Origin of the sequence: Bacteroides sp. NGMCC 1.200775 (genome assembly GCF_040798045.1) — a bacterium.
GTDB lineage: Bacteria > Bacteroidota > Bacteroidia > Bacteroidales > Bacteroidaceae > Bacteroides > Bacteroides hominis.
The window spans coordinates 94,429-119,959 of record NZ_JASCQK010000004.1 but is presented as its reverse complement, the minus strand read 5'-3'; the positions used below and the strand labels follow the sequence as shown (position 1 = coordinate 119,959).

At 49.3% G+C, this 25,531-nt stretch carries 14 protein-coding genes and 1 pseudogene; 9 read left to right on the top strand and 6 right to left on the bottom strand.

All coding sequences use genetic code 11. From position 1 onward, the window contains the following. Positions 1 to 185 precede the first annotated feature (185 nt). A complete protein-coding gene (locus QK890_RS12225; RefSeq protein WP_250702728.1) occupies positions 186 to 1,361 on the top strand; it encodes a TlpA disulfide reductase family protein in 1,176 nt (391 codons plus the stop codon). On the opposite strand, the gene QK890_RS12220 is transcribed toward QK890_RS12225, so the two are convergent. Next, positions 1,321 to 3,681, bottom strand: coding sequence for a sensor histidine kinase (locus tag QK890_RS12220; RefSeq protein ID WP_367627358.1), 2,361 nt, complete (start codon positions 3,679 to 3,681; stop codon positions 1,321 to 1,323). The genes QK890_RS12225 and QK890_RS12220 overlap by 41 nt on opposite strands. Before the next feature lie 202 nt (positions 3,682 to 3,883). Here QK890_RS12220 and QK890_RS12215 point away from each other — a divergent pair, with 202 nt between their 5' ends. Next, positions 3,884 to 5,410 carry a M48 family metallopeptidase gene (locus QK890_RS12215; protein WP_032540164.1) on the top strand — a complete coding sequence of 509 codons (1,527 nt, stop codon included), beginning with the start codon at positions 3,884 to 3,886 and terminating at the stop codon, positions 5,408 to 5,410. A gap of 109 nt (positions 5,411 to 5,519) precedes the next feature. Here the strand turns inward: QK890_RS12215 and QK890_RS12210 are convergent, their stop codons facing one another. The 4 genes from QK890_RS12210 to QK890_RS12195 all read right to left on the bottom strand — a co-directional run bounded on the left by QK890_RS12210 (position 5,520) and on the right by QK890_RS12195 (position 14,825). After that, positions 5,520 to 8,378 (bottom strand): alpha-amylase family glycosyl hydrolase, encoded by a 2,859-nt coding sequence (locus QK890_RS12210; RefSeq protein ID WP_250702730.1) that lies wholly within the window; start codon positions 8,376 to 8,378, stop codon positions 5,520 to 5,522. Positions 8,379 to 8,552: 174 nt separating this feature from the next. Beyond that, positions 8,553 to 10,151, bottom strand: a complete 1,599-nt coding sequence (locus tag QK890_RS12205) for a SusF/SusE family outer membrane protein (protein ID WP_044301022.1) — start codon at positions 10,149 to 10,151, stop codon at positions 8,553 to 8,555. A gap of 34 nt (positions 10,152 to 10,185) precedes the next feature. Further along, positions 10,186 to 11,805 carry a RagB/SusD family nutrient uptake outer membrane protein gene (locus tag QK890_RS12200; protein ID WP_269115874.1) on the bottom strand — a complete coding sequence of 540 codons (1,620 nt, stop codon included), beginning with the start codon at positions 11,803 to 11,805 and terminating at the stop codon, positions 10,186 to 10,188. Positions 11,806 to 11,816: 11 nt separating this feature from the next. Continuing rightward, entirely contained in the window at positions 11,817 to 14,825 is a 3,009-nt protein-coding gene (locus QK890_RS12195; RefSeq protein ID WP_032531662.1) for a TonB-dependent receptor, read from the bottom strand. A 429-nt stretch (positions 14,826 to 15,254) separates the two neighbouring features. On the opposite strand from QK890_RS12195, the gene QK890_RS12190 reads away from it, so the two are divergent. Together QK890_RS12190 and QK890_RS12185 are read left to right on the top strand one after the other, a co-directional pair. Then, positions 15,255 to 16,265, top strand: a complete 1,011-nt coding sequence (locus QK890_RS12190) for a LacI family DNA-binding transcriptional regulator (protein WP_005780657.1) — start codon at positions 15,255 to 15,257, stop codon at positions 16,263 to 16,265. A 134-nt stretch (positions 16,266 to 16,399) separates the two neighbouring features. Further along, complete coding sequence (locus tag QK890_RS12185; RefSeq protein WP_044301019.1) at positions 16,400 to 17,716, top strand: SLC45 family MFS transporter; 1,317 nt, start codon at positions 16,400 to 16,402, stop codon at positions 17,714 to 17,716. A gap of 166 nt (positions 17,717 to 17,882) precedes the next feature. Here QK890_RS12185 and QK890_RS12180 read toward each other — a convergent pair whose 3' ends face one another. Continuing rightward, the gene (locus QK890_RS12180; RefSeq protein WP_367627357.1) at positions 17,883 to 20,195 is read right to left on the bottom strand and encodes a PL29 family lyase N-terminal domain-containing protein; all 2,313 of its coding nucleotides are present in this window, start codon (positions 20,193 to 20,195) and stop codon (positions 17,883 to 17,885) included. A 600-nt stretch (positions 20,196 to 20,795) separates the two neighbouring features. Between QK890_RS12180 and QK890_RS12175 the strand changes: the two genes are divergently transcribed. The 5 genes and pseudogenes from QK890_RS12175 to QK890_RS12155 all read left to right on the top strand — a co-directional run bounded on the left by QK890_RS12175 (position 20,796) and on the right by QK890_RS12155 (position 25,526). Further along, complete coding sequence (locus QK890_RS12175; RefSeq protein ID WP_250702738.1) at positions 20,796 to 21,110, top strand: hypothetical protein; 315 nt, start codon at positions 20,796 to 20,798, stop codon at positions 21,108 to 21,110. 115 nt (positions 21,111 to 21,225) lie between these two features. Beyond that, positions 21,226 to 21,447: pseudogene (locus QK890_RS12170) on the top strand (Lin1244/Lin1753 domain-containing protein); the annotation flags it as partial. 183 nt (positions 21,448 to 21,630) lie between these two features. Continuing rightward, complete coding sequence (locus QK890_RS12165; RefSeq protein WP_367627411.1) at positions 21,631 to 22,206, top strand: hypothetical protein; 576 nt, start codon at positions 21,631 to 21,633, stop codon at positions 22,204 to 22,206. Positions 22,207 to 22,525: 319 nt separating this feature from the next. Then, complete coding sequence (locus tag QK890_RS12160; protein WP_234070461.1) at positions 22,526 to 23,428, top strand: Rpn family recombination-promoting nuclease/putative transposase; 903 nt, start codon at positions 22,526 to 22,528, stop codon at positions 23,426 to 23,428. A gap of 229 nt (positions 23,429 to 23,657) precedes the next feature. Beyond that, on the top strand, positions 23,658 to 25,526 hold the full coding sequence (locus QK890_RS12155) for a bifunctional DNA primase/helicase (RefSeq protein ID WP_234191083.1): 1,869 nt from the start codon (positions 23,658 to 23,660) through the stop codon (positions 25,524 to 25,526). The last annotated feature ends 5 nt before the right edge of the window (positions 25,527 to 25,531 follow it).

The window sequence follows — 25,531 nt, the reverse complement described above, 5'->3', positions numbered from 1 at the left end:
CCTGTTTTAGTTTATTAACTATAAAAACACGTCATACAACTAAAACATTTAGTTAATTTGTCCCAACCAACAAAAGTTACCCAATTCCCCCTCCCCCCCCTTAAGTAACAAAGAGACTGAAAGAGAGTGGAGCCGGACGAGAGTAACCGGATAATCACAACCCAAAAACGGAGGAGGGAGTAACTATGAAATATCAACGAGTATGGCTTTTATTTTTGTTTTGTCTTTCTTTCTGGAATATAAATGCACAACATTTCGTTATCGAAGGGCAAACGAATGGATATATCCCGGACGGCTCCATTCTTTATCTGGGATATTGGAACGGAATGGGCCCGACCTTTTGTTTCACATCCGATGTTGTCCGCAACGGTACCTTCCATCTGGAAGGAGAAAGAAAGAAAACACCGGATCTCATCTACCTGTATGGAACGGAGAAAGCAATCGGCACACTTGGCCTGCGTTTGTGGGTCGGTGATGATACGATAAGGATATCCGCCAATTCGGAAGTACCCGAAACATGGATTGTGAAGAACAATATGCCACAACAATCGGAAGAAGATTTATACCGGCAATTGAAGGGAAAGGACAACATGGTAATGACGAGCCGGATGAACAGCAGGCAATTATGGGATAAATCTCTTTCACCGGACAGCATCCGGATACTATCGAGCCAGATGATACAGAATGATTTACCCGGACAGATTCGTATACTCAACAATCTGCATGAACAGCCGCAATTGACAGATGTCGGCTTAGTGTGGCTGTTTTTAACGAGTGCTTATGCCTCCTGGATGACAAGCCCGGAACATCTCCGCACAGGGAAAGAGACCTATGCCAAACTAACAGGAAAACAAAAACAAACCTATTATGGGAAATTAATCAAATCTTGTTTTTACCCTAACAAAGCGCCCGAAAGGGGAGATCAATACATCGATGCAGAACTGACCGACTTGGAAGGAAATTCCTGCAAACTGTCAGATTACCTGAATAAAAACAAATACATTCTACTGGATTTCTGGGATCAATATTGCGCACCTTGCGTAAAATCTGTTTCCGGATTAAAAGAACTGGCATCTTCGTGTCCGGACAAACTGGCAATTATCAGTATAAATGTAGGCAGTCGTGAAAGTTGGGAAAAGGGTAGCCGGGATTTTCTATGGGACAACCTCAGCGACGGGCAGGGACTGGCAGGCATTGCAGCTCGTTACGGAGTAAAATCCATACCATTTTTTATCTTGATAGCGCCGAATGGCCGGATAGAAGAATGCTGGAAAGGCTATGCCATACACCGCTCCCATATGGAAGAAGAGATTATGGAAATCATCCTTCCGAATTCCTCATTAACGGAAGCACCAGAGTAAAACGACTGCCTTTTCCGACCTGAGACTGCACTTCGACACGTCCGGACAGCCGTGTGGCAATCACCTTGCAGATAGACAATCCCAATCCGGTGCCCTGCGCAAATTCATCCGCTTTATAAAAACGGTCGAAAATGGCGTTCAGGTGTCCGGTGTCGATCCCTTTGCCGGTATCTTCCACATAAATGCCTACTTCGGCCCGCCCAGGATCCACTTCACATCCCAGCGTAATGCTACCCTCCACAGTAAACTTGTTCGCATTGCTGAGGAAGTTGGAAATGACCTGTATCAGGCGGAGCTTATCCACTGCCACATACACAGTCCAGCTATCGTCCATCTTCAACCGGAACTCTACAGGAGGATGAATGATCACCTGATGGGTACGATAAATTTCAGAAACAATCTTCGCCAGGTCATACCGTTCTATGACAAATTCCTGATTATTGGAGTCCAGTCGCGAAATATCCAGCACATCACTGATCAGCTTGAGCAACAACTCGCTGTTATGATTCACAATTCCGATCATATCCTTCTTCTCCTCCTCGTCAAGCTCCCCGGCCGTCTCGTCTACCAGGATGTTGGTGAAGCCGACGATGGCATTTAGCGGTGTACGTATTTCATGGCTCATATTAGCCAGGAACGACTGCTTCAGTTCAGCGTTTTCCGCAATCTCTTTCGCCCTGATCAGTTCGTCCTCCCTTCGTACCAGTTCCTGTACATTCTGTATGACACCTGCTATCACCAATTCTCCCTGATTATCCTTCAGGCTGTCGCAACGGCATTCAAACCACTCGTACCCTTTCGCCTCATCAAAGCAGAACCGCAGCCGCTGCAGAGCCATCACCTGCAACTCTTTCGTCTCCCTGAATAATTTCTCAATACACTGCATGTCATCGGGATGCAGATACTTTAAGAATTGCCTGAAAGCATAGCGCCGGCACTTGATACCGGTGAGTTGTACAAAGTTCTCGTCCAGGTTCAGCTCTCCCCTGCGTATATACCACAAAGAGATATTTCCTCCCGAGGTGGAAAGAGACAGATGCTCGTGTGCGCTCTTCAAAGCCTGTATATCTTCATGTTCACAACGGACTTTGCGGCGGATGCGCAGCAGGGCAATAAACAAGACAATAAACAAACAGACAAAGACAGCTCCGGAGACATATATTTCACGACGATATTTATCGTAAAAAGGCCGATTGAGTATTTTTACATTCTCCGGTACATTGGCTACATCAAAAACTTTAAAAGCAGAAAAAGGGGTCCAGTCCAAGATATATTCCTTGGCAAGCTCGCGGCGTTTAGGCCCTTTAACTCCATTCCCCACCCAAAGTTCTTCTGCCAGCAAAGCTACGACCCCTGCCGATATTGCATCGGTAGCCATATATCCACCTACAATGCCGATATTTTCATTAAACCCCTCACGGATGCAACTGAATGAAGGAATATTCAGCACGCGGGAAACAGGCATGGTCGAAACATCCCATTTATCCAGCAAAAAAGCCGTATCATGTTGCCGTTCTTCGGGCATGCCGGTAATCACAAGCAGAGACAACCCTGCCATATAACGGAAAGGAAACATCTTTATCGTAAAATCCTTGGTATCCTCATTTCGGGAAAAACGGTCCATTATGGCCAGATTTTCTTTCTGAGCCAGACCATAAAGAGTCTGATAGATGTTCGAATCAAAAATACCTTTCTGTCTCCCCCATATAACAATATTCTTTTTATCCTCCTCCTCCAGTAACCTCTTCATAGAACATTTTCCCAAAAATGTTAAATCCAGGTTATATACCACAGTGATATTGTTACGGCCAAACAGCCGCTTCATGAATTCGATGTTCGTTTTGAAATCGGGTCTATCGGAAAGTAAATATACCGGTGCATCCTCGTATTGCCTCAACTGCTCTTCGTTGGGAAAATGAATGTTACTCAGCACAACAGGACGCTTCCGCAGCAAAGGGTGTGCCGACTTCAAAACCGAATAAGCAGCCTGATCTCCTACAACCAGCAGCATATCCACACTTTCGTCACCAACAGAATCCAGATAACCGCGCATGCGTTCTACTTCCTCCTGCTCGTTGTAAAACTCACAATTTAAATAAAATTCTGTAATCCGTGGAGTAATCCCTTTTGCTTTCAGTTCCTCTTCCAGATTTTGCCGGAACTTACCATATCCTATATCATTTGGACCGAACGAATAAACCAATTGTATATTCTTCTCCATCTGTTCCGTCTGGTGACTTTGTACAGAATATGCCCAACCGGCGGCTAAAATCAGGATAAGGCCGATAACGGCAATGTATAGAATTCTGGAACGTTTCATTAAGACTCTTGCTGACGTTTGTTTTCCCTTTCAATTTTAAAATGTACAAATATAAAGTATATTATTTATATCTAAATACAAAGAGGCATATTCTTTATAGGGAAAATCCTATTGCACAATAGGGAAAAAAGCTGTGACAGAGGGAACTTCTTTTGTATCTTCGTAACATCTAAATAATAAATTTACTAAAAAAGATACGACTATGAAACGACTTGCTATTCTGTTTGTGCTTGTTCTGACATCGTGCATCCTGTATGCCAGAAGTGGAAAAGGGGATAATCTCAGCGGTCCTATCGCGCTGAAAGGCGAATTGACGGAGAAATATCAAAACTACTCAAAAGGGACTCCGGTCGTCATACGCGGAGTGCGAAAGATGAGAATTTCACCCAACGATGCGGTGGGCATCACTTACGGAGTGGAAATCGACGGACTGCAATATCCTATCGGAGAGGAAGAAGCCAACAAAATCATCCGATTGAAACCGGAAACGGTCCTTGAGTACTGGCAGGGGATTTACCTGTCACAAGGCATGTACGATTACTACGACCGGAAAGGATACCGCTATGACATGCGGCAAGAGCTGGACGAGGAGTGCCTGGACTATCTGGACAAATTAAACGAAATCAGTTATAAAGACGCTTACATCGAGGATTACGTACAAGCCATTTTTGCCAAAGTCAATCCGGGAGAGGTGGATTCCAAACGTCCGGAACGCCTGAATGTACGCATCATCCAGTCGCCCGAACCGGATGCTTATATGTTGCCCAACGGCGCTATGCTGGTAAGTACCGGTTTACTGTGCACACTCGACTCCGAAGAGGAGCTGGAAGCCGTCATTGCCAACGAAATGGTTCACTTCATCCTCGATCATCAGGTGAACAACGTGTCACGTGCCGAAACCCGTGCCAAACGTGCCGCTTTCTGGGCAGACGTGCTCGGTACGGTAGCCATGGCGGCCGATGACACCAACTGGATGTACGGATACGACGAACGGGTGGGCGCCATTGAACTGGCCGCCAGCATCGGAACCATTGCGGCATTGGTCAACGTACGGACAGTAAACCGCCTGGGAATGGATTACAACAGCAAACAAGAGATACAGGCCGACCGGATTGCAAGAGACTATCTGGCGTTCAAAGGATTGAACCCCGATGCATTATCCTCGGCTATCGCAAAAATAAAAGATTTCTATGGTTCAACGCACCGTTACAACAACCTGACACGATATGACAGCTATGCACGACTGAAAGAACGACTTGCCAAACTGGGAGAAAAAGAAAGCATCCACAGCCATGCTTATCAGAAAGCGACATCGGATATCGTGACGTTCAACGCAGCCATGTACCAGGGAGACAAACGCTACAAAATGGCCGAACAGCTTGTATGCAAGAACATAGACAACAAGGTGGCTTCGGACCACGATTACGTAATTCTGGTGAAAGCACGCATGGCACAGGAAAACACTCCCGAAAGCAATGAATCCTGCCTGAAACTGCTGGAGAAAGCCAAAGAGATCGCTACCGCCCGCAACCTGGACATCAACAAACAGGAGATCCTGCTGCTGATGCGCATGAACAAACAGGTAAAGGCTGCCGATAAGCTGAAGGAATACAGGGATCTGCTGATGCAATACCAACAGCAGAACGCGCTCGGTTCGGAAGAATCCGGATGGATCGGTGAAGAGATGAACTGGGCAGAGAAGATGCTGTCGAAGATCAGCCTGCTGTAAAGCCCAGTCACCAATATTTCAAAGGGTGTAGCCACAGCGGTCGGATGGCTACACCCTTTGCTGTGTATGGCTACACCTTCCGGAACAGAGGGTGTAGCCCTTTTTATAATCAGAAGTTAGTATAGACGCGACATCCATGGGCAGGTATCGTCAGGCCGGTCTGCATCGAGGTCACATGGAGTTTCGTACCATTCAGATACTCCGTCCAGACTCCCGTTGCCGGGAAGGTAGTGATTGCCTCTATCGGCTTAGCGGTGAAATTGCCCACCACCACCAACTTCTTGCCGTTGGCTGCCTCGAGGGTGAGAAAACGTCCTCCGGTCCAGTTGGCCGTCTTCACCAGCCAGGAGAACGTGGCTCCGGGATCAAAGAGTTCAGCATGTTCCCTCCGCAGTTTCAACAGCTTTGCGTACGTATCACACAATTCTTTCCGGGCTCCATTATCCAGATATTCCCAATGCAGGGGTTTCTTACCGGTCCGCCCTCCCTCTTCAATCGATACATCATATCCCATTTCACCAAACTGCCAGACCATCTTAGGCCCGGGTGCCGTGAAAAAGAATGAAGCATTCGTGGCAAGCTGTTTCATACGGGCATTCAGATCCGATTTTAAAGGCTCCCCGCTGTAAGCAATCTGCTTGAAGGCTGTCCGTTCTTCGTCATGGCTTTCCATAAAGCCAACCCATCCTCCGTAGGGCATGGTAGTTCCGAAAGTGACCAACGGAGTAAAATCACTGTCCGACTGATAGCCCATTGCCGACTGGCAATAAGCATTGTTCAGGTTGCGCCAAAGCTGCATGCCTTCTTCCGCCAACTCGCTCTCCTCTTTTTCGTCACAGAAATGCTCAAGGATGACGACAGCCTGCGGATTCACTTCACGAATTGCCCCGTTATAATCTTTCAGGATGGCAATACGCGAAGCATCATATTTTCCGGCGGTGGCCTCCGTACTGCTGTTCTGCGTGAATCCCTTCGTCATGTCGAAACGGAAACCATCGATGTGATACTCTTCCAGCAGGAACTTCAGATTCCGTTTTACAAATGCACGCACCAAGGGTGATTCATGGTTGAAATCGTGGAAGACACCGTAAGGATGGGGCTCTTTCACATTAAACCAGGGGTTATCGGCTGCCGTACGGTTGTTTTTGGTATCCCAATACAAACGGGCAAAAGGATGCGAACCACTGGCATGGTTGTAGACAACATCAAAAAGGACAGCCATACCCGCTTCGTGGCATTTATCGATGAAAGCCTTATACATGCGGTCCGTACCGTAAGCCTTGTCCAGAGCGAAATAGAAACAAGGATTGTATCCCCAACTGTCGTTTCCGTCGAACTCCTGCACCGGCATCAGCTCGACGGCATTGAAGCCCAGACTTTTCAGATACCCTATCTTCTCCATCGCCCCGTTCAGGTCTCCTGTAGCAGTGAAGTCGCGCAACAACAGTTCGTAGATCATCAGGTTCTCTTTATCGGGTATCCGGAAGTTTTTGACCTTCCAGTCATAAGCATCCTCCCGTATCTTGAACACAGAAGCAATGCCGACAGCCCCCGAAGGATACTCTTTCGCATCGGGATAGGTAGAAGAGGAAATGTATTTATCATTATCCGGATCGAGTATCTTACGGCTATAAGCATCGGCCAGACGAAGGGTCTCCCCTTCCCTCGTACCTACATAATACTGAAAAGCATATTCACGGGCGGGCTGAAGTCCGGTCAGCGTAATCCACCAGCACCCCGCAGCGTCATCCCGGTTCATCTGGCTGTTGCTTTCATTACTCAGCTTCCAGTCATTAAAGTCGCCCACGACATGTGCAAAGTCCTTATGTCCTCCCTTTTTGTCTTTATCATACAGCACCAGTGTGACAGTCGACGGGTCCACCGGATTGATGCCTTCCTGCAAACCGCCGGGCATGGAGGCATATTTGACAGCCGCCGGCTCAAAAGGTTTGTACAAACGATCGGTAACAGTGACAAACGGGTCCCCGTCCAGTCCCTTTTTGCTGCCGTCGGCACTGCGGATGACGATGCCCAGCTGCCGGACCGGAGTCTCGCCCGAATCGAACCATTGGCGTATCGAAGGCTCCAGCGTAATGCTCCAGATATTATCTGCCACCCGGTTCATTTTGCACTTGTCCACATTGGTATTCCAGTCCGCAGGCACATGCATCCAGCTCCCTTCCGACACCACTCCCGCATGTACATAAACATCACCCGTATAGTCATAAAGCGGAGAATCCTTCGTTGCTTTAAAGTACAGGGTCAGTGGGAGATCGGCATCCGGAGCCCCGGGCCGGAAACTCAGCCCGTCGTCACAGCTCCCCTCCTGTGTGATCCGGAGCTTTTCCGAAAGGCTGCCGCTCCTGATCACAATCTCTCCTTCACGCCCAGCCGGCCCCTGATTGGGAGCCACCGCAAAAGTCAGGTTGGCAGACACCAACCCGCGGGTATTGACCTGAGAAATCCAACTGCGGCCCGCTTCCGGGATTTCGACCTCAAATGCGATATTGGCTTTTACTTCCACCTGCACATTTCCTCCTTCTTTGCCTATTTCGAAGCGGGAGGCCGTCAGTGTCAGCGCATCTTTCTGCTTTTGTGAAACGGTAAAGCTCTTTTCAATTCCTCCTGTCACCAAGGTCAGTTTCACGCTCCGGCTGTCATAACCGGTGTTTTCCTGTGTACTGACAGTGACGGAAGCGTCGCCCGCCCCACCCGAAGACGGGGTCACCGTACACCAGTCTGCCGCCGTACGTATATCCGCACCGGTCAGCGAGATCCGCCACGGACGCCCTGCCGAGAACGACAAAGTCCGTGTTCCCGAAACAGCGGGAAAGTCAATGCCTTGCTCAAAATAAGTTTCACTATCAGACGAAAGGATCAGAGAATCGGTTTCTTCTTCATCCGACGAACAACCGAAACCAATCAGCGGAAGCAGGAGAAGCAGAAACGGAAAAGATAAATATTTCATAGATTAAAAGGTATTATTGTATATAAAAAGAAGAGAGGGATATATAAAAATTCACCACAGAGGGTACAGCGTAACACAGAGTCGATTTTTATGTCACTGATTATCGACATGAATACTCTGTGTTACCCTGTGTTCTCTGTGGTGAGAAAATTACCTGTGGTAAAAAATACAGGATTATTTCTTAGTCATGGTAGCCGTTTTGGCATCCGGATTCAACACAATGGTATAAGTTCCGGCTGTCACCTTCATATTGTCACCATCCTGAGTCAGTGCTCCCAGAGTGCCGCCCAGATTGACAGTCCATGCACCATCCCATCTGAACTTCATCTCACCGGCCACCAGAACAACATCCACCGACCAGAGTTTGGTTGCCGGATCATAATTCATCAAGGTTCCTTTATCCCATCCGCCGGGCGTGGCGTCACCGATCACTTCCCATCCGGTCTTGGTCAACGAGGCTGTCAGCTTCTTCATATCGGCACCTACCCGATAGTAACCGGCTGTTTCAATCTTGATGTTATCGCCATCGCTGGGTTTCAGAATAAATGTCCCTACGTTCTTATCTCCATCCCAATTGATAGAGCCTACTATACCGATCCATACTCCGGCATCCCAGAACTTGAATTTGGTATCGGCATCGAAATAGTGTGTCCCGGTATAGATAAAGTCGCGGGCGGCAGACACTACTTTGTAGCAATCGTCTTTCTCGGCGTCCCATCCCTGATAGCTTCCCGGCAGCGCCATTTCCGCACTGGACAGTTCAACGGTGGTTTCCACCATGCTATAAGAATATTTACCGGCATTTGTCAGATTCAGGGTAATCACGTACGGGCTGGCTTTCAGCACCTTGAAGTTAGTAGGCCCTGCCACCAGTTCGCCTTCAAGCTCAGACTCCTTACCGGGCACTGCTCCGTAGTTATCGGAATCCCAGCTATTGTTCGACCTGAATTTAAACTCTTTGTCAAGCAACGGAGTAGTCACCGTCCATAAGCGGGTAGTGGCATCATAATCCATTTGCGTGTCCTTATCCCAACCACCGGAAGTAGCGTCTCCCACCACTCCCCATACAAGGGGTTCGGTCTGTTCTACCTTACCTTCGGCATCTACTTTGATTCCGTAAAATCCTTTTTTCGCAACCGTCAGGTCCTTTGCCAGAACCTTGGTAAGATCACTTCCGTCCACAATGGCATACGAAGCGCCGTCCGCGTCAAAGTTGGCATATCCCTGATATACCCCGTCGCCATCCGGGTCGCCCAGGAGGTAAGCATTCATATAGTCCCAGTCGGGATAACCCACGGCTACATAAGCAAATTTCCAGTCAACCGCATTCGGATCAAAAGGAGTAGCCTTGAAAGTAATCGAGTTCGAAGCCGGATCAGCTGTCAAGTCATACGCCTTAGAAGTCAGCGTAATCGTAAAGTTATAAGTCTGTCCCGGATAAGCGCCCACTTTGGCCATCATAGCGTTCATCTGTGCATTGGTAAACTTCAGGACGGTAGCCCCGGTTTCACCTAATAAAACGGTTTTCGCATTCGCGTCATTCGTCAGCGTAACGTCATAGTTCACCACTGCCTTCACTCCATAGTCCGCCGGCGTCCATTTAATCTCGGGGAACTCCGCCGCAGCATTTTCATCGTTGAAAGTAAAGTCGCTTTGAGAGAAAGGCTCAAAAGCAGAGGCTTTCTGCAACTCCATGACGGGCGACTTCTCGTCTTCGCAAGCCGTAAAAGCCAGGAGCCCTAACAACAGTGTATAGAAATATATTTTTTTCATAATCTTATTCGTTGTTTTTAATGGTCATTCGATTTTAGTATCCTTCATTCTGCTTAAGATTGGTGTTAGAACCGATATCGTCTGACGGAATCGGGAACACGTTGTAGAAGTTCTCTACAGCCTTACCTTTAGCAGCGCCGCCCTTCCAGGGCCATACATAACCGGCAGTAGTAAACAGTCCGAAACGTACCAGGTCCGTACGGCGTTGTCCTTCGAAGAAGAATTCACGCCCCCGCTCGTCAATGATGAAGTTCAATGTCAAATCGGAATCGGAGATAGGAGCCAGCGTTTTATCACTGTATGCTCTTTTACGCAGATCGTTCACATAACGGAGAGCAGTAGCTCTGTCGCCACCCTGACCGCCTCTGAGCACAGCTTCCGCATACGTCAGGTAGATCTCACCCAGACGGAAGAGCGGGAAGTCAACGTAAGCTTCCTTAGAAGGAGGCAGCGTTCCGTCCTTGTTCACATTGAAGTATTTGGTAACAGGAATACCATTATTCTGGAATGTATTTTCGTCAATAATTTCAATACTGGTTGTCAGATCGGTACGAAGCATTGCCTTACGGGTATCCGCATCGCTGCTGCTCTCTTTAAGGAACAGGTTGTAGAGTGAAGATTTTGCCCTCACACCCTGCCATGCTCCTTTGGCGTTGACTTCATCCTGAGTTGCCGTAGCCCCCCAACATAAGAAAGCGGTCATACCACCCCAGGTCATCGTCTGGTCGCCTTCATAGCGTACAGGGAAGATCATTTCGTTAGACAAGTGATTGTCTGCCTTGAACATATCCACATAAACAGGTTCCAACTGATAGCCCACTTCGATCACCTTCTTTGCATACGTGATACATTCGGTGTATTTGTTCAGGCCGACGTAAGTCTCCGCATTGAGGTACAAGCGTGACAAGAGTGCCCATGCGGCAGCCTTGTTGGCATGTCCGTAGTCCTGGCTGTATCCCACTGTCGGTTCCGACATATCTTCCACACACTCAGTCAGCTCTTTCTCGATCCAGTTGAACAGGTCGGCAGCCATGATCTGCTTCGGCGGAATGCTTCCGATCGGGCTGTTTTCGTCTACAAACGGTACATTGCGATACAGGTCGAGCGCATACTCATAGCTCAGTGCACGCAGGAAACGGGCTTCGGCACGCCATGTCTTGATCGAGGCTTTCAGTGAAGCGTCGCAACCGCGGGCATCCAGTTTATCTTCGGTCGTCTCGCGCAGATAGGCGTTGGCTACGTTGATCTGATAGAACAGGCGGTAATATGAACCCTTGATCCACGGACTGGATGCACCCCAAGAGATGTGGTTGAATTCAGGGATACCGGGGTCGTTCCATGCACAGTGTGCGATGTCCGAAGGCAGATCCTGCATATTCCACAATACACGGAGGAAGGAAGCCTGGCTACCGCCGTCGATACCTACCACATCCTGATCGGAGTCACCTCCGCTGTTACCACCGATGGCCATACCCGCATAAATCTTAGCGAGGCTCTGTTCATAGGCTAAAGGCTCGTTCCCGAAAACAACGTCGGAAACCAATTCGTCTTTGTCCAGTGGAACCGTATCGAGGTCGTTCACACAAGACGCTACTCCTAACATCATTCCCAGCAATGCACAGGGAAGAAGATATTTAAATTTTATTGTTTTCATGTTTTACAGATTTAAAAATTGAGATTAAGGCCGATCATGAATACACGGGGGCGAGGATAGATGTTGTTATCGATTCCTTCACCACTGATTTCCGGATCCAGTCCCTTGTACTTAGTGATGACAAACGGATTCTGTACCGTAGCATATACGCGTGCACTCTGTTTATCATTGAAGAGCTTGTTGAACGTATACCCTAAAGAGATGTTGTCCATACGCACGAACGAAGCATTCTGAACGTAATAGCTCGAACGGTATTGAGCGTTCTTGAAGTCGGTGCTGCGGGCAGAGGTCAGACGGTTCTTCAGGAATCCGGTCTGGTCATACATATTGGCGCCTTCGTATGCTTCACGGTTGGACTGTACGTTGTTGTAAACATAGTTACCAAAGCTGCCGCGCAAAGCAAATGAAAAGTCCCAGTTTTTATAAGAAAGTTGTGAGGTCAGCCCCATGAACACGTCGGGAGCAGCTTTCTTGAAGCAGATCAGGTCGGCGTCGTTAATCTGGTTATCGCCATTCTGGTCTACATAAGCACCTTCGATAGGTTTACCGTCGGGACCGTAAATCTGCTCGAACACGTAGAAGGAGTTGAATGCCTCGCCTACCCGGTGGATCAGGGCGTTGTATCCTGTACCACCGTCGATACCGCCATGGATGACACCGGCATAGTTGGGGTCGTCGTTGAAGGTCATCTTGGTGATCTTGTTCTTATTGTAAGAGATGTTGTAGCCGATGTTCCAGTTCCAGTCTTTGGTTGAAACGGCATGGGCATTGATGCTGAATTCAAAACCCTTGTTCTCCAATGTACCTACATTGGTCAGCAGTTGATTGCTGAAGTTGGTTCCGGCAGGAGCCGTAACGGTGTTCAGCAAGTCCTTCGTTTTACGGAAGTAATAGTCGATTGTACCCGTGATGCGTCCATTCAGGAAACCATAATCGATACCTACGTTCCAGGTAGTGGTTTCTTCCCACTTCAGGTTCTGGTCGTAAGGTTGCGGAGCAATCAGAGAGTATTCGGTGTCACCGAAATAATAGTTGGCACCTGCCTTGGAGTACATATAGCGGGCCATATACGGATAGTCTCCGTTACCCAGGTTCTGCTGTCCGGTCACACCATAGCCCAAACGCAGCTTCAGGTCCGAGATAGCGTTCACATTCTTCAGGAATGACTCCTCGTTCAGTTTCCACGCCAGTGCTACGGACGGGAACAATCCCCAGCGGTTGTCCGGGCTGAAACGTGAAGAACCGTCGTTACGCAAGGTGAATGTCACCAGATAACGGTTCAACAATGTATAGTTGAGACGTCCGAAGAAAGAAACCAGGTAGCTTTCGCTCGCATAGTCATCCCCCTTCTTATAGAATTCTTCCCCGGTCTTCTCTGCATAAGCGGCCGAGTAGGGATAAGAGTTGGTAGTCGAATTATAGAAATGCTGCCAGGAGTAACCTGCCATGACGTCGATGTAGTTGACTCCGAACGTATTGGTATAGTTCAGGTAGAAATCGAGCAAGGTGTTGCGTTTCAACTGTGTATAATGGCTGTTTTCGCCAAAACCGCTTTTGAAGTTACCCGTACAGTAAGTCAGCGGTGAATTGTCGGCGATAATCACGTCACCCTTACTCTTCGATACGTCATAACCTAAATTCAGGTTAGCGCGCAGTTCGGGCAGGAAGTGGAATTTATAATCGATCTGCGCATTGCCGATACTGCGGTAAACGGTCGATTTATCATCTTTCTCTTCAAGCATGGCAACAGGGTTGGCCAGACCGATATCAATCGGAGAAATCTTGTCTCCCTCCTGCTTCATATACATAAAGTATCCGTTTCCGTAAGGGTTGCCTTCCATATAGACAGGCTGTGTGGGGTCATACTGGGTAGCCAGACCGATAGCTGCACGGTCGGCAAAACGGTTCTTGTTGTACACTCCCTTCACATTCAGCTGGATGTTGAGCTTCTTGTCGAAGAAGTTGGGGTTCAGGTTAATGGCACCTGTCAGACGTTGCATGTTCGAAGTCTTCAGGATACCGTTTTCGTTTGTATACGCCACAGACACACGATAAGGCATATGCGGAACGGCTCCGGATACACTTACATTATGGTCGGTGCTGAAAGCCGTGCGGAATATTTCATCCTGCCAGTCGGTAGAGGTTTTGCCCAAAGCGTTGGCCTGAAGACTATTCTCGCCAAACTTCTCGATCACGAAATTACGGAAATCGTCTGCCTTCATCACATCGACCGTATTCGACTTCGTACTGATAGAGAACGTGCCGCTGTAGTCCACCTTCACGCGTCCCGACTGTCCCTTCTTGGTGGTAATGATGATAACACCATTGGAGGCACGCGAACCGTAAATAGCAGTAGCAGAGGCATCTTTCAGAATCGTAAACGTCTCGATGTCATTGGGGTGGACGGTAGAGAGCGGATTGCCCATACCTTTGATTTCGGTGTTATCGACAGGCACCCCGTCAATAACGATCAGCGGGTCGTTGCTGGCCGACATGGACGAACCTCCGCGCACACGGATCGTAGCCCCGGCTCCCGGAGCGCCGCCGTCGGTAATCACGCTGACACCTGCGGCCTTACCCACCAACAGGTCGGAAGCCGAAGTAGCCATACCTTTTACCATCTTGTCCGCATCGATTGCCATCACCGAGCCGGTCACGTCATTCTTCTTCACGGAACCATAACCGATCACCACCGCTTCCTGAAGCATCACCGCATCATCTTGGAGGGTCACCGTCACACTGGGAGCAGCTTTCACTTCAACCGGCTTGTAACCGATGAAAGAAATCACGAGGGTAGAATGTTGAGGAACACTCAGAACAAAGTTTCCGTTCAGATCGGTAATCGTACCGATAGAAGAATTATCCTTCACAACCACATTCGCGCCGATTACGGGTTCACCCGTTGAATCTTTCACATGTCCCTTGACAGAGACTTGCTGTGCATAAGCGCTCAATGACAAGAATAGCCCAAACAACAGGGGCAGAATCATACGACAGATTCTAAGATTAACTTGCTTCATGCATTTAAAAATTAAAGTTAACAATATAAATATTAATATGATTTCTAAACTTTACATAGAGAATGAACGACTCCATTCCCGTTCTTGATTACGTAGCAAAAATAGTATATTAAGCGACAGCCACTTATTTAATGTCCGACAAATCCGCTCCCGCAACTACGCAAACGATTGCACCGTAAAAGCGGGGTTATAGCACATTGTCACCGAACTTTTTAGCCTCCTTTACACTATTTTTGTATCATATTAAACAAATCCGTAAATACATTGGTTTTGTTTTTATATAAAATCATTTACCTTTGGGTGAAAAACGAATCGAGTTCACCACAGATTACACAGATTAACGCAGATTCTTTGAATCTAATTCTCAATGAAATAAATCATTTATCTGTGAAAATCTGTGTAATCTGTGGTGAATAAAACCAATCAGCCATGAATAAACCGCAAATCACGATCAAAGACATCGCCCGCGAACTGGGAGTCTCCCCCTCCACCGTATCGAGGGCCTTGAAGGACAATCCCGACATCAGCCAGGAAACAAGGGACGCTATACATAAGTACGCGCGCGAACATAATTATAAGCCTAATGTATTGGCACTGAACCTGCGCACGAGCCGTTCCAACACCATCGGGGTCATCATTCCACAACTCGTGCACCACTTTTTTTCGTGTGTGCTGAGCGGCATCGAGGAGACGGCGGCAAAAGCCGGATACAACATCCTGGTGGCACAGAGCAACGAAGAGTATGAACGGGAAGTGAAAATCGTCCACTCTTTTCTCGCGGCACGGGTTTGCGGGGTCATCACTTCCCTGGCCAAAGACACCTCCCAATACGACCATTACCAGGAGTTGCTGGACAATAATATCCCCATCGTGTTTTACGACCGTATCTGTACCGGAATCAATACCGAACGGGTGGTGGTGGACGATTACGCGGGCTCGTTTGCGGCGGTGGAGTATATGATACAGACCGGATGCAAACGCATCTTTTTTTACAGCGCCGCCCCTCACCTCGAAATCTCCAAGAACCGGCGGAACGGTTATCTGGATGCCATGAAGAAGTACCGGATTCCGGTAGACCAGAGCATGATCAAGCTGTGTGATACCCGCGAGAAAGCAATTGCCATTACTCCCGCCCTGCTGGAAGGCCCCGACCGTCCGGACGGTTTCTTTGCCATCAACGACGAAACAGCATCGGGCATCCTCTATTCCTGCAAACTGGTGGGACGGAAAGTGCCGGACGAAGTGTCCATCTGCGGGTTCACAGACGGAGCCATTGCCCAAAGCACAGACCCGAAACTGACCACGGTAGAGCAGCACGGCGAGGAGGTAGGCAAAAGTGCCATCAAGCTGCTGATAGAAAAACTGGAGGGAAACGATGAAGGGAAAAGCAGCAACAAAATCGTGCGGACCAACCTGGTGGTACGAGGAACAACGAAATAAACCGGGTTCACCACAGATTACACCGATTTTCACAGATTCTTTAATTTTATTGGTAATAAATAAGGCAAATTATCAATCTGTGTTAATCTGTGCAATCTGTGGTGAACTCAAAACAATATAATTATAGATTCACCATGAAAGTAAAACCTGACTTAAGTTTTTGGAAGCTGTGGAACATCAGCTTTGGTTTTTTCGGCGTACAGATTGCATACGCACTGCAAAGCGCCAACATCAGCCGCATATTTGCCACATTAGGCGCCGATCCGCACAGTCTGAGCTATTTCTGGATACTCCCTCCGTTAGCGGGAATCATCGTACAGCCCATCATCGGTTCGGCAAGCGACAAAACCTGGACACGCTTCGGGCGGCGCATCCCTTACCTTTTTGTAGGTTCGCTGATCGCGGTGCTCGTGATGTGCCTGCTGCCCAATGCAGGCAGTTTCGGCATGGCAGTGGGCACGGCGATGACCTTCGGACTGGTGTCGCTGATGTTCCTCGATACTTCGATCAACATGGCCATGCAGCCTTTCAAAATGCTGGTGGGCGACATGGTAAACGAGAAACAGAAGGGACTGGCCTACTCCATCCAGAGCTTCCTATGCAATGCCGGCAGCCTGGTAGGTTATCTGTTCCCGTTCATCTTCACGTTTATCGGCATCAGCAATACGGCGGGCAAGGGGACGGTACCCGATTCGGTGATTTACTCGTTCTACATCGGTGCCGCCATCCTGATCCTGTGCGTCATCTACACCACGGTAAAAGTGAAAGAGATGCCCCCGAAAGAGTTTGAAGAATTCCACGGTATCACAGCCGACGAAAAGAAAGAGAAAACCGACTTCATCTCTCTGCTGAAGCATGCCCCGAAAGTATTCTGGACGGTAGGCCTGGTACAGTTCTTCTGCTGGGCGGCCTTCATGTACATGTGGACGTATACCAACGGTGCCATCGCAGCCACCGTATGGGGCACCACCGACGTGCAGAGCGCAGGCTATCAGGAAGCGGGCAACTGGGTAGGCGTGCTGTTTGCCGTACAGGCCATCGGCTCGGTCATCTGGGCAGTGGTGCTCCCCCTGTTCAAGGCACGCAAGCAGGCCTACGCACTGAGCCTCGTGCTGGGTGGCGCCGGATTTATATCCACCCTCTTCTTCCACAACGAATACCTGCTGTTCGCCTCCTACCTGCTGATCGGATGCGCCTGGGCAGCCATGCTCGCCCTGCCGTTCACCATCCTGACCAATTCTGTTTCGGGCAAGAATATGGGTGCTTACCTGGGATTGTTTAACGGGACCATCTGCGTTCCGCAAATTGTAGCGGCACTCGTCGGCGGAGGCATCCTCCACCTTGTCGGCGGACATCAGGTGAACATGCTGGTATTGGCGGGCGTACTGCTGATCGTGGGAGCCGTTTGCGTCTATTTCATCAAAGAGACGGTGGTGCATCACGAAGGGTAAGCGGAAGAGGAGTGTGTGTCGAAACCCACCACAGAGGACACAGAGTAACACAGAGGCGATTTAAAGTTGTTGATTATTAATAAAAAGCCTCTGTGATACTCTGTATTCCTCCGTGGTGAAAAGGGTTCTGACACATCTTCCTCTTCCGGTCACTCAACCTCGCCTGTCACTCCATAGAGATGATCTTACCGTTCGCGTCATACTGATAAGGAAACCTCTCTGCCGCCCGGTTCATATCACTGACCTTATCGGTGACAGGACCCGCGATAATTTCCACATCGGTCAGCGTCAAATCGGTTTCATCAGACCCGGTCCCAAATCCATAAGTTCCTTTATTGCAAGTGGTATAGCACCCGGTCATTCGGGCTACTCCATCGTAGAGTTCATATTCCCCGAACAGTCCGCCTACATTTTTATCATAACTGCCGGTCGTGCTGACGGTTCCCGTAGCGTAACAGGCCTGTATAGATTGCGTAGATTGCTGCTGTGAAGCGCCGATAAGTCCGCCCAAACAATTCTCCCGATTATGGGTAGCGGACGACACGTCCCCCGTGGCGTAACACAGCACAATGCTTTGTGTAGCGCCATTCATGCCATTGCGCCCTATCAGCCCTCCCAGGTTAACTGGGCCGTTTCCACCGCAAGTAACCGTTCCGGTAGCATAACAGGCCATAATCGTCTGCGCACTAAAATTACTGAAGTTCTCCCCTATCAACCCACCGGCATAGGGCCCTCGCGCACCGGTCAGAATTACATTGCCCGTGGCGGAACAGTCCGTAATGGCACCGACTTGCTGGGCCAAGCCTATCAATCCGCCCACAGCATCTTCGGCAGTCACAGCGCAGGCAGCCCTGCTATGAAGAACGGTGCCTGCATTGACTTCGCCTATCAGTCCGCCTACATAACTATTTCCGATAATTTCTCCGCCAAGCACCGTACAAGATTCTATGTCGCTATTTTCCGCCTCTCCTATCAGGCCACCGATATATGCACAATTCTCACCATTTACTTCTATATCCGTCACCTGACAACCGGTAACCGTACTGCTCCGGGCTCCTCCGATCAGTCCGCCTATATCCATCCCTTTAAGCACCTCGAATTTCGGAGATTCAATCCGGATATTCTTTATCTCCGCCGATACAGCCTTGCCCACTAAACCATAGTAATCAAAGACATCCGCTTTTTCTATTTTCAGGTTCGACACCGTATGATCCTGTCCGTCCAGCACACCGCTGAAGCCGGGCGAACCGTCTTCCCCTCCGATAGGCGTCCAGCGGGTTCCGTTCAGGTCGATGTCCGCTTCAAGCCTGAAATGCCTGCCGCCGTACGCATCGCCCCGGTTCACACTGTAGGCCAGCCCCATCAGGTCCGCTTTGTTCCTGATCCGGTAGGGTTTGGCTGCCGTACCGTCATTTTCGGCATTCTTCGTCAGGCTCAGGAGGTAGAAGGTGTTGTGTCCCGCATTGTCCGTAGCCATCAGCGTCACGTCATTCTTTCCGGTGATGGCGGTGGCGTCGATCTTCCTGTTTGTTTCGTCAACAGTCACAAGCCATCCGTCATTGGTTTGCCTGAACAGCGATACACGCACTTTACCGGCATCTCCCTTTATTTGATAGGTGATTCCGTCCATCTCGTCCATGGCGATGGCCCGGCTCAGGTCTATCGGAGTGGTCCCCGAAAAGAAATCCAGCCCCAGCGCGATATACTTAGGGATGCGCAAAGTGGGGTTGTCCGTCAGATCGTCCGGAGTGTTATCAGACAGAATGAACACGACGTAGTCCGGATCCGAATTGTCCATGCCCGCGAAAACAGCGTCTTTTCCATCGGTTCCGTTGGTTCCGTCAACCCCGTCAGTTCCATTAGTTCCGTTATCGCCGGATACCTTCGTCCATGTCCCGCCGCCATCTACCGAAAGATACACAGCGTCCGCCTTGTATCCGTCCCCCAATTCCGACCCGGTTTTCAAAGTCGGGGAAATTGCCTTATCACCTTCATCCCCGGTGGTACGTATCTTGTCTCCATTGGCATCCGTCATCCAGGCCGGAGCACCTGTGCCCGTCTGCACGGTCCAGTAGTACAGGCCGTCGGCGGCTTTGGCCACTCCTATAACCGGGCTTACTCCGTTGACTCCGTCCTTGCCATCTTTGCCATCCTCACCGTCTTTGCCGTCTTCACCATCCTGACCATCCTTGCCGTTCTTTATGGTAATATTGCCTCCTTTCGAGAACGTGATGACATACCCCTCTTCTGACGGCGTCACCCCGGTCACAAAATCATTATTTTCCAGAGCTTCCACCAATCCTTTCAATGATAGAATCTCTTGGTTTACGGTAGTACACCACTTTTCCAGTTCGGCTACTTTACTTTCCACCTGATCCAGACGCCCCCTTAATTCGGAGTCGTCATAATAGCAAGAAGACACTGCAAATAAGGATATTCCTATCAGCGCAGTTCTAATACATAAAAATGACCTTTTCATAAATATTCAATTATCATATTAATAAAACGAATTAGCAGCCAAATGCTTACAAAGTTACTCTTTGTCCTATTTCAAGACACGGGCACGATATAATCATTTTATTATCAGCACATTGCAATCTCCAAGCAGTATCTTTCATTACTATTTGTGTTTCAAAAAACGTACGTCTTTTGGCACTCCACTTTTCAAGTTTTAGTTCACATTTCATTGTATCAGCTTTTCAACCTTCTCACCCGATGGTCAAAAATGCCTTGAAACCACGATAAAAACGCCTTTTGACAAACATAAATACATTTTATCCAAAAATATTATTTATAAATTATTTGGATAAACAAGAAGAAGAGACTATTTTTGTGCCAAAAGACGTACGTTTTTTGAAACAGATAAATAAGCATATTCTTCTTATAATCAGCAATATATTCCAAACATCACCAGAGATTTCCTATTTGTTAAAGAACATTATCAAAGCCTCTAAACCGTTCGTTTTTCACTAATATACCTTAATTTTGTATCTTCATTTATTGTAAATAATAATAAAATAATGAAGAAAGAATTTTTTTTAAATGTGAGGCTGAAATCAACGAAGGAAGCCTGAAATTAGTGTTTGAAGACCCGGAAGAGATTCTGGAAGTATGTAACAAGATTTACTCTAAGAAAGAGGATCGCATTGTCATACAAAGAGAAAGAAATCAGTTACTTACGTTTGCTCTCCGGAATGCGGTCAGCCTCGATACCTTCGATCCGGACAAGCCGTTCATCCCCCATCTGACACACCAGCTATGCCGTGCCTATGACTTCCGGAGCATCTACCGTCCTCAACAGTCCGTATCGGAGGAATACATTGAAAGAGAGCTATTTAAGCTCTGGAACGAGATGAAAGAGAAAAACAATGAAGAAACACTCCAGAAGGCGTAGAACGCCTCCGGAGGATTATATGGAAATACGCACCCGAAGCCCTACCTTTGCTGCTGCAGAATAGGTTTGAAAGAAAGCACTCTGCACAGAATCGAATCATTTAACTTGCATTATTATGAAATACGAATTATTTTTCCGCTATCGCGTCAGCATGATGTCCGACGACCGGGTGATCGCCCTATGCGAACAGAACGGCATAGAAGGCATAGGCATCTATACCGTCCTGCTGGCCGAGTTACGACAACACGAGGGGTATCGCTGCGCCTTTGCTTCACTGCCTGCACTGGCACGCCGCTGGAATGTATCCCCGGAAAAGCTGCAAAAGATAGTGTGCGACTTCCGCCTGTTCCGTCTCTACGCGGAAGACGAAAACGGGCGCAGCTTCTCAAGCATCTATCTCGACGAAGAGATGAACACCGAACCGGATGCCCCCGTCCGGAACCGCATTTCGACCGGGACGGACCGTCGAGAATCCGCTGCAACCGGGACTGCGGTTGCCGGAGCCACCACCGCGGGTGGGGTGAAAGTCACCGTGAAACGTGCTGCCAACGGGCGTTTCACCGCAACACGGTGTAAGAAAAAGAATATATTAAAAGAAAAAGAAGAAGAAGAAGAGATAATCAGGGCTGCCCCCGAGCCTCCTTCCGTCCCAATAACGGAACCACCCCGACAGCCCTCGCCGCAAAGATGGGAAACATACGTGGAGAGTGCTTTCGGCGAACAGTCGTGGCTGGAGGTGCAGGCCATGCACTCAGGCATGGGCTTCCGCTTCATGGAGCTGCTGCCACACATCCGGACATTCTTCAAGCAACATATCGTGACGTATGGCAAAGAGCAAACCCTCTTCTCCATAGCCGACGCCAAAAGTTACTTCAGCAACTTCATCCGTCGCGGCTCTGCCACCCGGCAGGCGCTGGACACTGTGCTGAACCGCCTGGAAACAACCGAACGCCGAGCAGACGCTTACCGCTTTGAGCAGCGCGACCCGCTGACAGGAGCCCGCTCTTATTGCGGAGAGCACATCCCGGACGAAGCACCGCCCCGCCCGTCGGAGAACGCCGTGTGGAGCTCCGAGTCGGGGAAGTGGACGGAATGACGGCACCACCGGAGACTAATGGCGGCAGGGAGAACGGTCTCTGCCGGCAGGAAACGTAAAGAAAACCAATATCGCTCTTTGACTTATCGGAAACGGACATTCACCACAGAGGACACAGAGGACACGGAGTTTTTTCAGACAGATGAACAAAAGAACAAATTATTCTTTATGTGTTCTTTTGTTCATCTGTCTGAAAACAGGCAGGGCGCAGCCAATTAATCTCTGTGTGAGACTTTGTGGTAAATTAAACAGGCTCTAATTTGGAATCATCCCTTTTAAAAGCTATATTTGCGGGATATGAATACAAAGAGGAGGTACGATAATGGATTATACAGACAGATATATCCGATTTGACTGGGCGGTGAAACGGCTGTTGCGCAATAAAGCCAACTTCGGCGTGCTGGAGGGTTTCCTCACAGTGCTGCTGAACGAACCGATACGCATCGTAGAGATACTGGAAAGTGAAGGAAACCAACAGCGCGAAAACGAGAAATTCAACCGCGTGGACATCAAGGCCCGGAACAGCAAAGACGAAATCATCATCGTAGAGGTGCAGAACACCCGAGAAATCTATTATCTGGAGCGAATCCTCTTCGGAGTGGCAAAGGCCATCACAGAGCATATCGAACTGGGAGAACTCTACTCGGAGGTGAAGAAGGTGTACTCCGTCAGCATACTCTATTTCGACATCGGACGGGGAAACGACTACCTGTATCACGGGCAGAACACTTTCGTGGGGGTACATACAGGAGACTTCCTTGAAGTGACCACTAAAGAGAAGAACGCCATCATACGGAAACTGCCTGCCGAAATCTTCCCCGAATACTTCCTGATCCGGGTGAACGAATTCAATAAAGTAGCCGTCACTCCCCTCGAAGAATGGATTGAATATCTCAAAACCGGTATCATCCGCCCGGATACGAAAGCACCCGGACTGGAAGAGGCACGCCGGAAACTGATTTATTACAACATGGATAAAAAAGAACGACTGGCGTATGACGAGCATATCAATGCTGTCATGATACAAAATGACGTGCTGAGTACAGCCGCACTGGAAGGCAGACAAGAAGGGCTGGCAGAAGGCAGACAGGAAGGGCTGGCGGAAGGACGGATCGAAGAGAAAAGAGAAAACGCCCGAAAGATGAAATCACTGAACTTCCCGCCCGAAACCATTCACCAAATAACGGGCCTGCCCATTGAAGAAATAGAAAAGCTATCTTAAGGATACTCACCACAGAGGACACAGAGTTTTTTTAGACAAAAGAACAAAAGAACAAATTATCCTTTATTTGTTTGTTCTTCTGTTCTTTTGTCTGAAAACTTACTACAGAGCGCAGCCAATTAATCTCTCTATGCCCTCTGTGTCCTCTGTGGTGAAATCAAAACCATTACCCAGATTTCCGTTTCCGGCAAGTTTAGAGCAAACGCCTAAAAACAAATGGAAATCGACCATGAAATCATTTAATTTTCGTGAACTCGGCATCGAATTTGATGCCTACGGCCGCACAGCAGGCCACATCAAGACCAAATGTCCCCGATGTATCGGGCAGAGAAGCAACAAAAGTGACAAGTCCCTTTCGGTGGACCTGGACTCAGGACTCTACAAATGCCATTACTGCGGATGGAGCGGAGTGGCAGACGACGGAAGCGGAAAGCATGGCGGACGAAAGACAGGAGATCCGCTGGTGGACTTCCCCGCCGAAAGAAACCGGACAAGCCCCCGGCCAACAGCCCCGGACGGCACCGCTGCCCCCCAACATCCCCAAAAACCTGCCAACGAAACCCCTCTCACTCCGGTGCAACTGAAATGGCTGGCGGACGAACGCCACATCAGTGCACACGCGGCGGAACAACTGCACATCACCTCGTCGGTGCAATACATGCCCCAAAGCGGACTTGAAGAACCCTGTCTCTGCTTCAACTATCTGGAAGAGGGACGGCTGGTAAACATCAAGTTCCGTGCCACGCTCCATAAACACTTCAAAATGCTCACCGGAGCGGAACTGATTCCCTACAACATCGACGGCATCAAAGGCACCCCGGAATGTATCATCACCGAAGGAGAGTTGGATGCAGCCGCCTTTGTCACGGCAGGGCGCACTGACGTGATATCGGTGCCCGGAGGTGCCAACCGTAACCTGAAGTGGATGGACCGCTTTGTGGACAGCCATTTCGAAGATAAGCGGGTGATCTACATAGCCGGCGATGCCGACCCGAAAGGGGAAGAGCTGAAACAGGAGTTGCTCCGCCGCCTGGGACGCGAACGTTGCAGGGTGGTCAGCTACGGCGAAGGGTGCAAAGACGCCAACGAGCTCTTGGTAAAGGCAGGTCCGGAAGCATTGTCGCAGGCGCTTGCCGACGCTCCGGAGATGCCGTTGGAAGGCGTATATACAGCGGCCGATGTGGACGAAGAGATGCGCATACTTTTTGAAAACGGACTGCCACGGGGAGCGGAAACGGGACTGAAGAACCTGGACGACCTCTGCACCTTCGAGACCGGAAGGCTCTGCGTCATCACGGGACACCCGGGCGACGGAAAATCGGAGTTCACGGACGAACTGGTGCTGCGCCTCTGCCTCAACCACCAATGGCGGACAGCTTATTTCAGCCCCGAAAACCAACCCCTCCCCTATCACCTGGCCAAACTGACCGAAAAACTGACCGGACAGCGTTTCCGCAAGGGACTGATGACCGAAATGCTCTACGAGAAAGCGCAACGCTATCTGGCGGAAAACATTTCGAGCATCCTGCCCAAAGAAGATTTCACCGTAGAATCGATACTGGAACGGGCACGCCAACTGGTGAGGAGGCGGGGCATCCGCATACTGGTACTGGACCCTTTCAACCGGCTGGAACACCGCATCCCGGGCGGACAGACGGAAACGCAATATATCTCGGCATTCCTCGACCTGCTGGCAAACTTCGCCCAAAGGCACCAATGCCTCGTCATCCTCGTGGCGCATCCACGCAAGATGCAGACAGACCCGCTGACGAAACGCCTGCCCGTACCCACGCTGCAGGACATCAACGGATCGGCGGCATTCGTCAATAAATGTGACTTCGGACTGGTGATAGAGCGCGACCGGCAGGCAGGTGTGACACGGGTACACGTGAAAAAAGTGAAATTCCGCCATTTAGGGAATATCGGCGAGTGCAGCTTTGTGTTCAACCCGGTCAACGGGCGGTACTCACCCTGCGAAGAGGACGCCACGGCGGAACGCACCGGCGACCGGATACGGAACACACAGTTCGACTCCAAACACTGGTTCGGAATGGGCGGAAATGCGGAGACTGAAAAAACGCTCGATTTCCTGCCGTGAAAGGC

Coding starts and splice junctions, on each gene's coding strand:
- QK890_RS12215 (WP_032540164.1), top strand. CDS start 3,884: ATGAAACGACTTGCTATTCTGTTTGTGCTTGTTCTGACATCGTGCATC.
- QK890_RS12210 (WP_250702730.1), bottom strand. CDS start 8,378: ATGAAATATTTATCTTTTCCGTTTCTGCTTCTCCTGCTTCCGCTGATT.
- QK890_RS12190 (WP_005780657.1), top strand. CDS start 15,255: ATGAATAAACCGCAAATCACGATCAAAGACATCGCCCGCGAACTGGGA.
- QK890_RS12185 (WP_044301019.1), top strand. CDS start 16,400: ATGAAAGTAAAACCTGACTTAAGTTTTTGGAAGCTGTGGAACATCAGC.
- QK890_RS12155 (WP_234191083.1), top strand. CDS start 23,658: ATGAAATCATTTAATTTTCGTGAACTCGGCATCGAATTTGATGCCTAC.
- QK890_RS12205 (WP_044301022.1), bottom strand. CDS start 10,151: ATGAAAAAAATATATTTCTATACACTGTTGTTAGGGCTCCTGGCTTTT.
- QK890_RS12195 (WP_032531662.1), bottom strand. CDS start 14,825: ATGAAGCAAGTTAATCTTAGAATCTGTCGTATGATTCTGCCCCTGTTG.
- QK890_RS12180 (WP_367627357.1), bottom strand. CDS start 20,195: ATGAAAAGGTCATTTTTATGTATTAGAACTGCGCTGATAGGAATATCC.
- QK890_RS12220 (WP_367627358.1), bottom strand. CDS start 3,681: ATGAAACGTTCCAGAATTCTATACATTGCCGTTATCGGCCTTATCCTG.
- QK890_RS12200 (WP_269115874.1), bottom strand. CDS start 11,805: ATGAAAACAATAAAATTTAAATATCTTCTTCCCTGTGCATTGCTGGGA.
- QK890_RS12225 (WP_250702728.1), top strand. CDS start 186: ATGAAATATCAACGAGTATGGCTTTTATTTTTGTTTTGTCTTTCTTTC.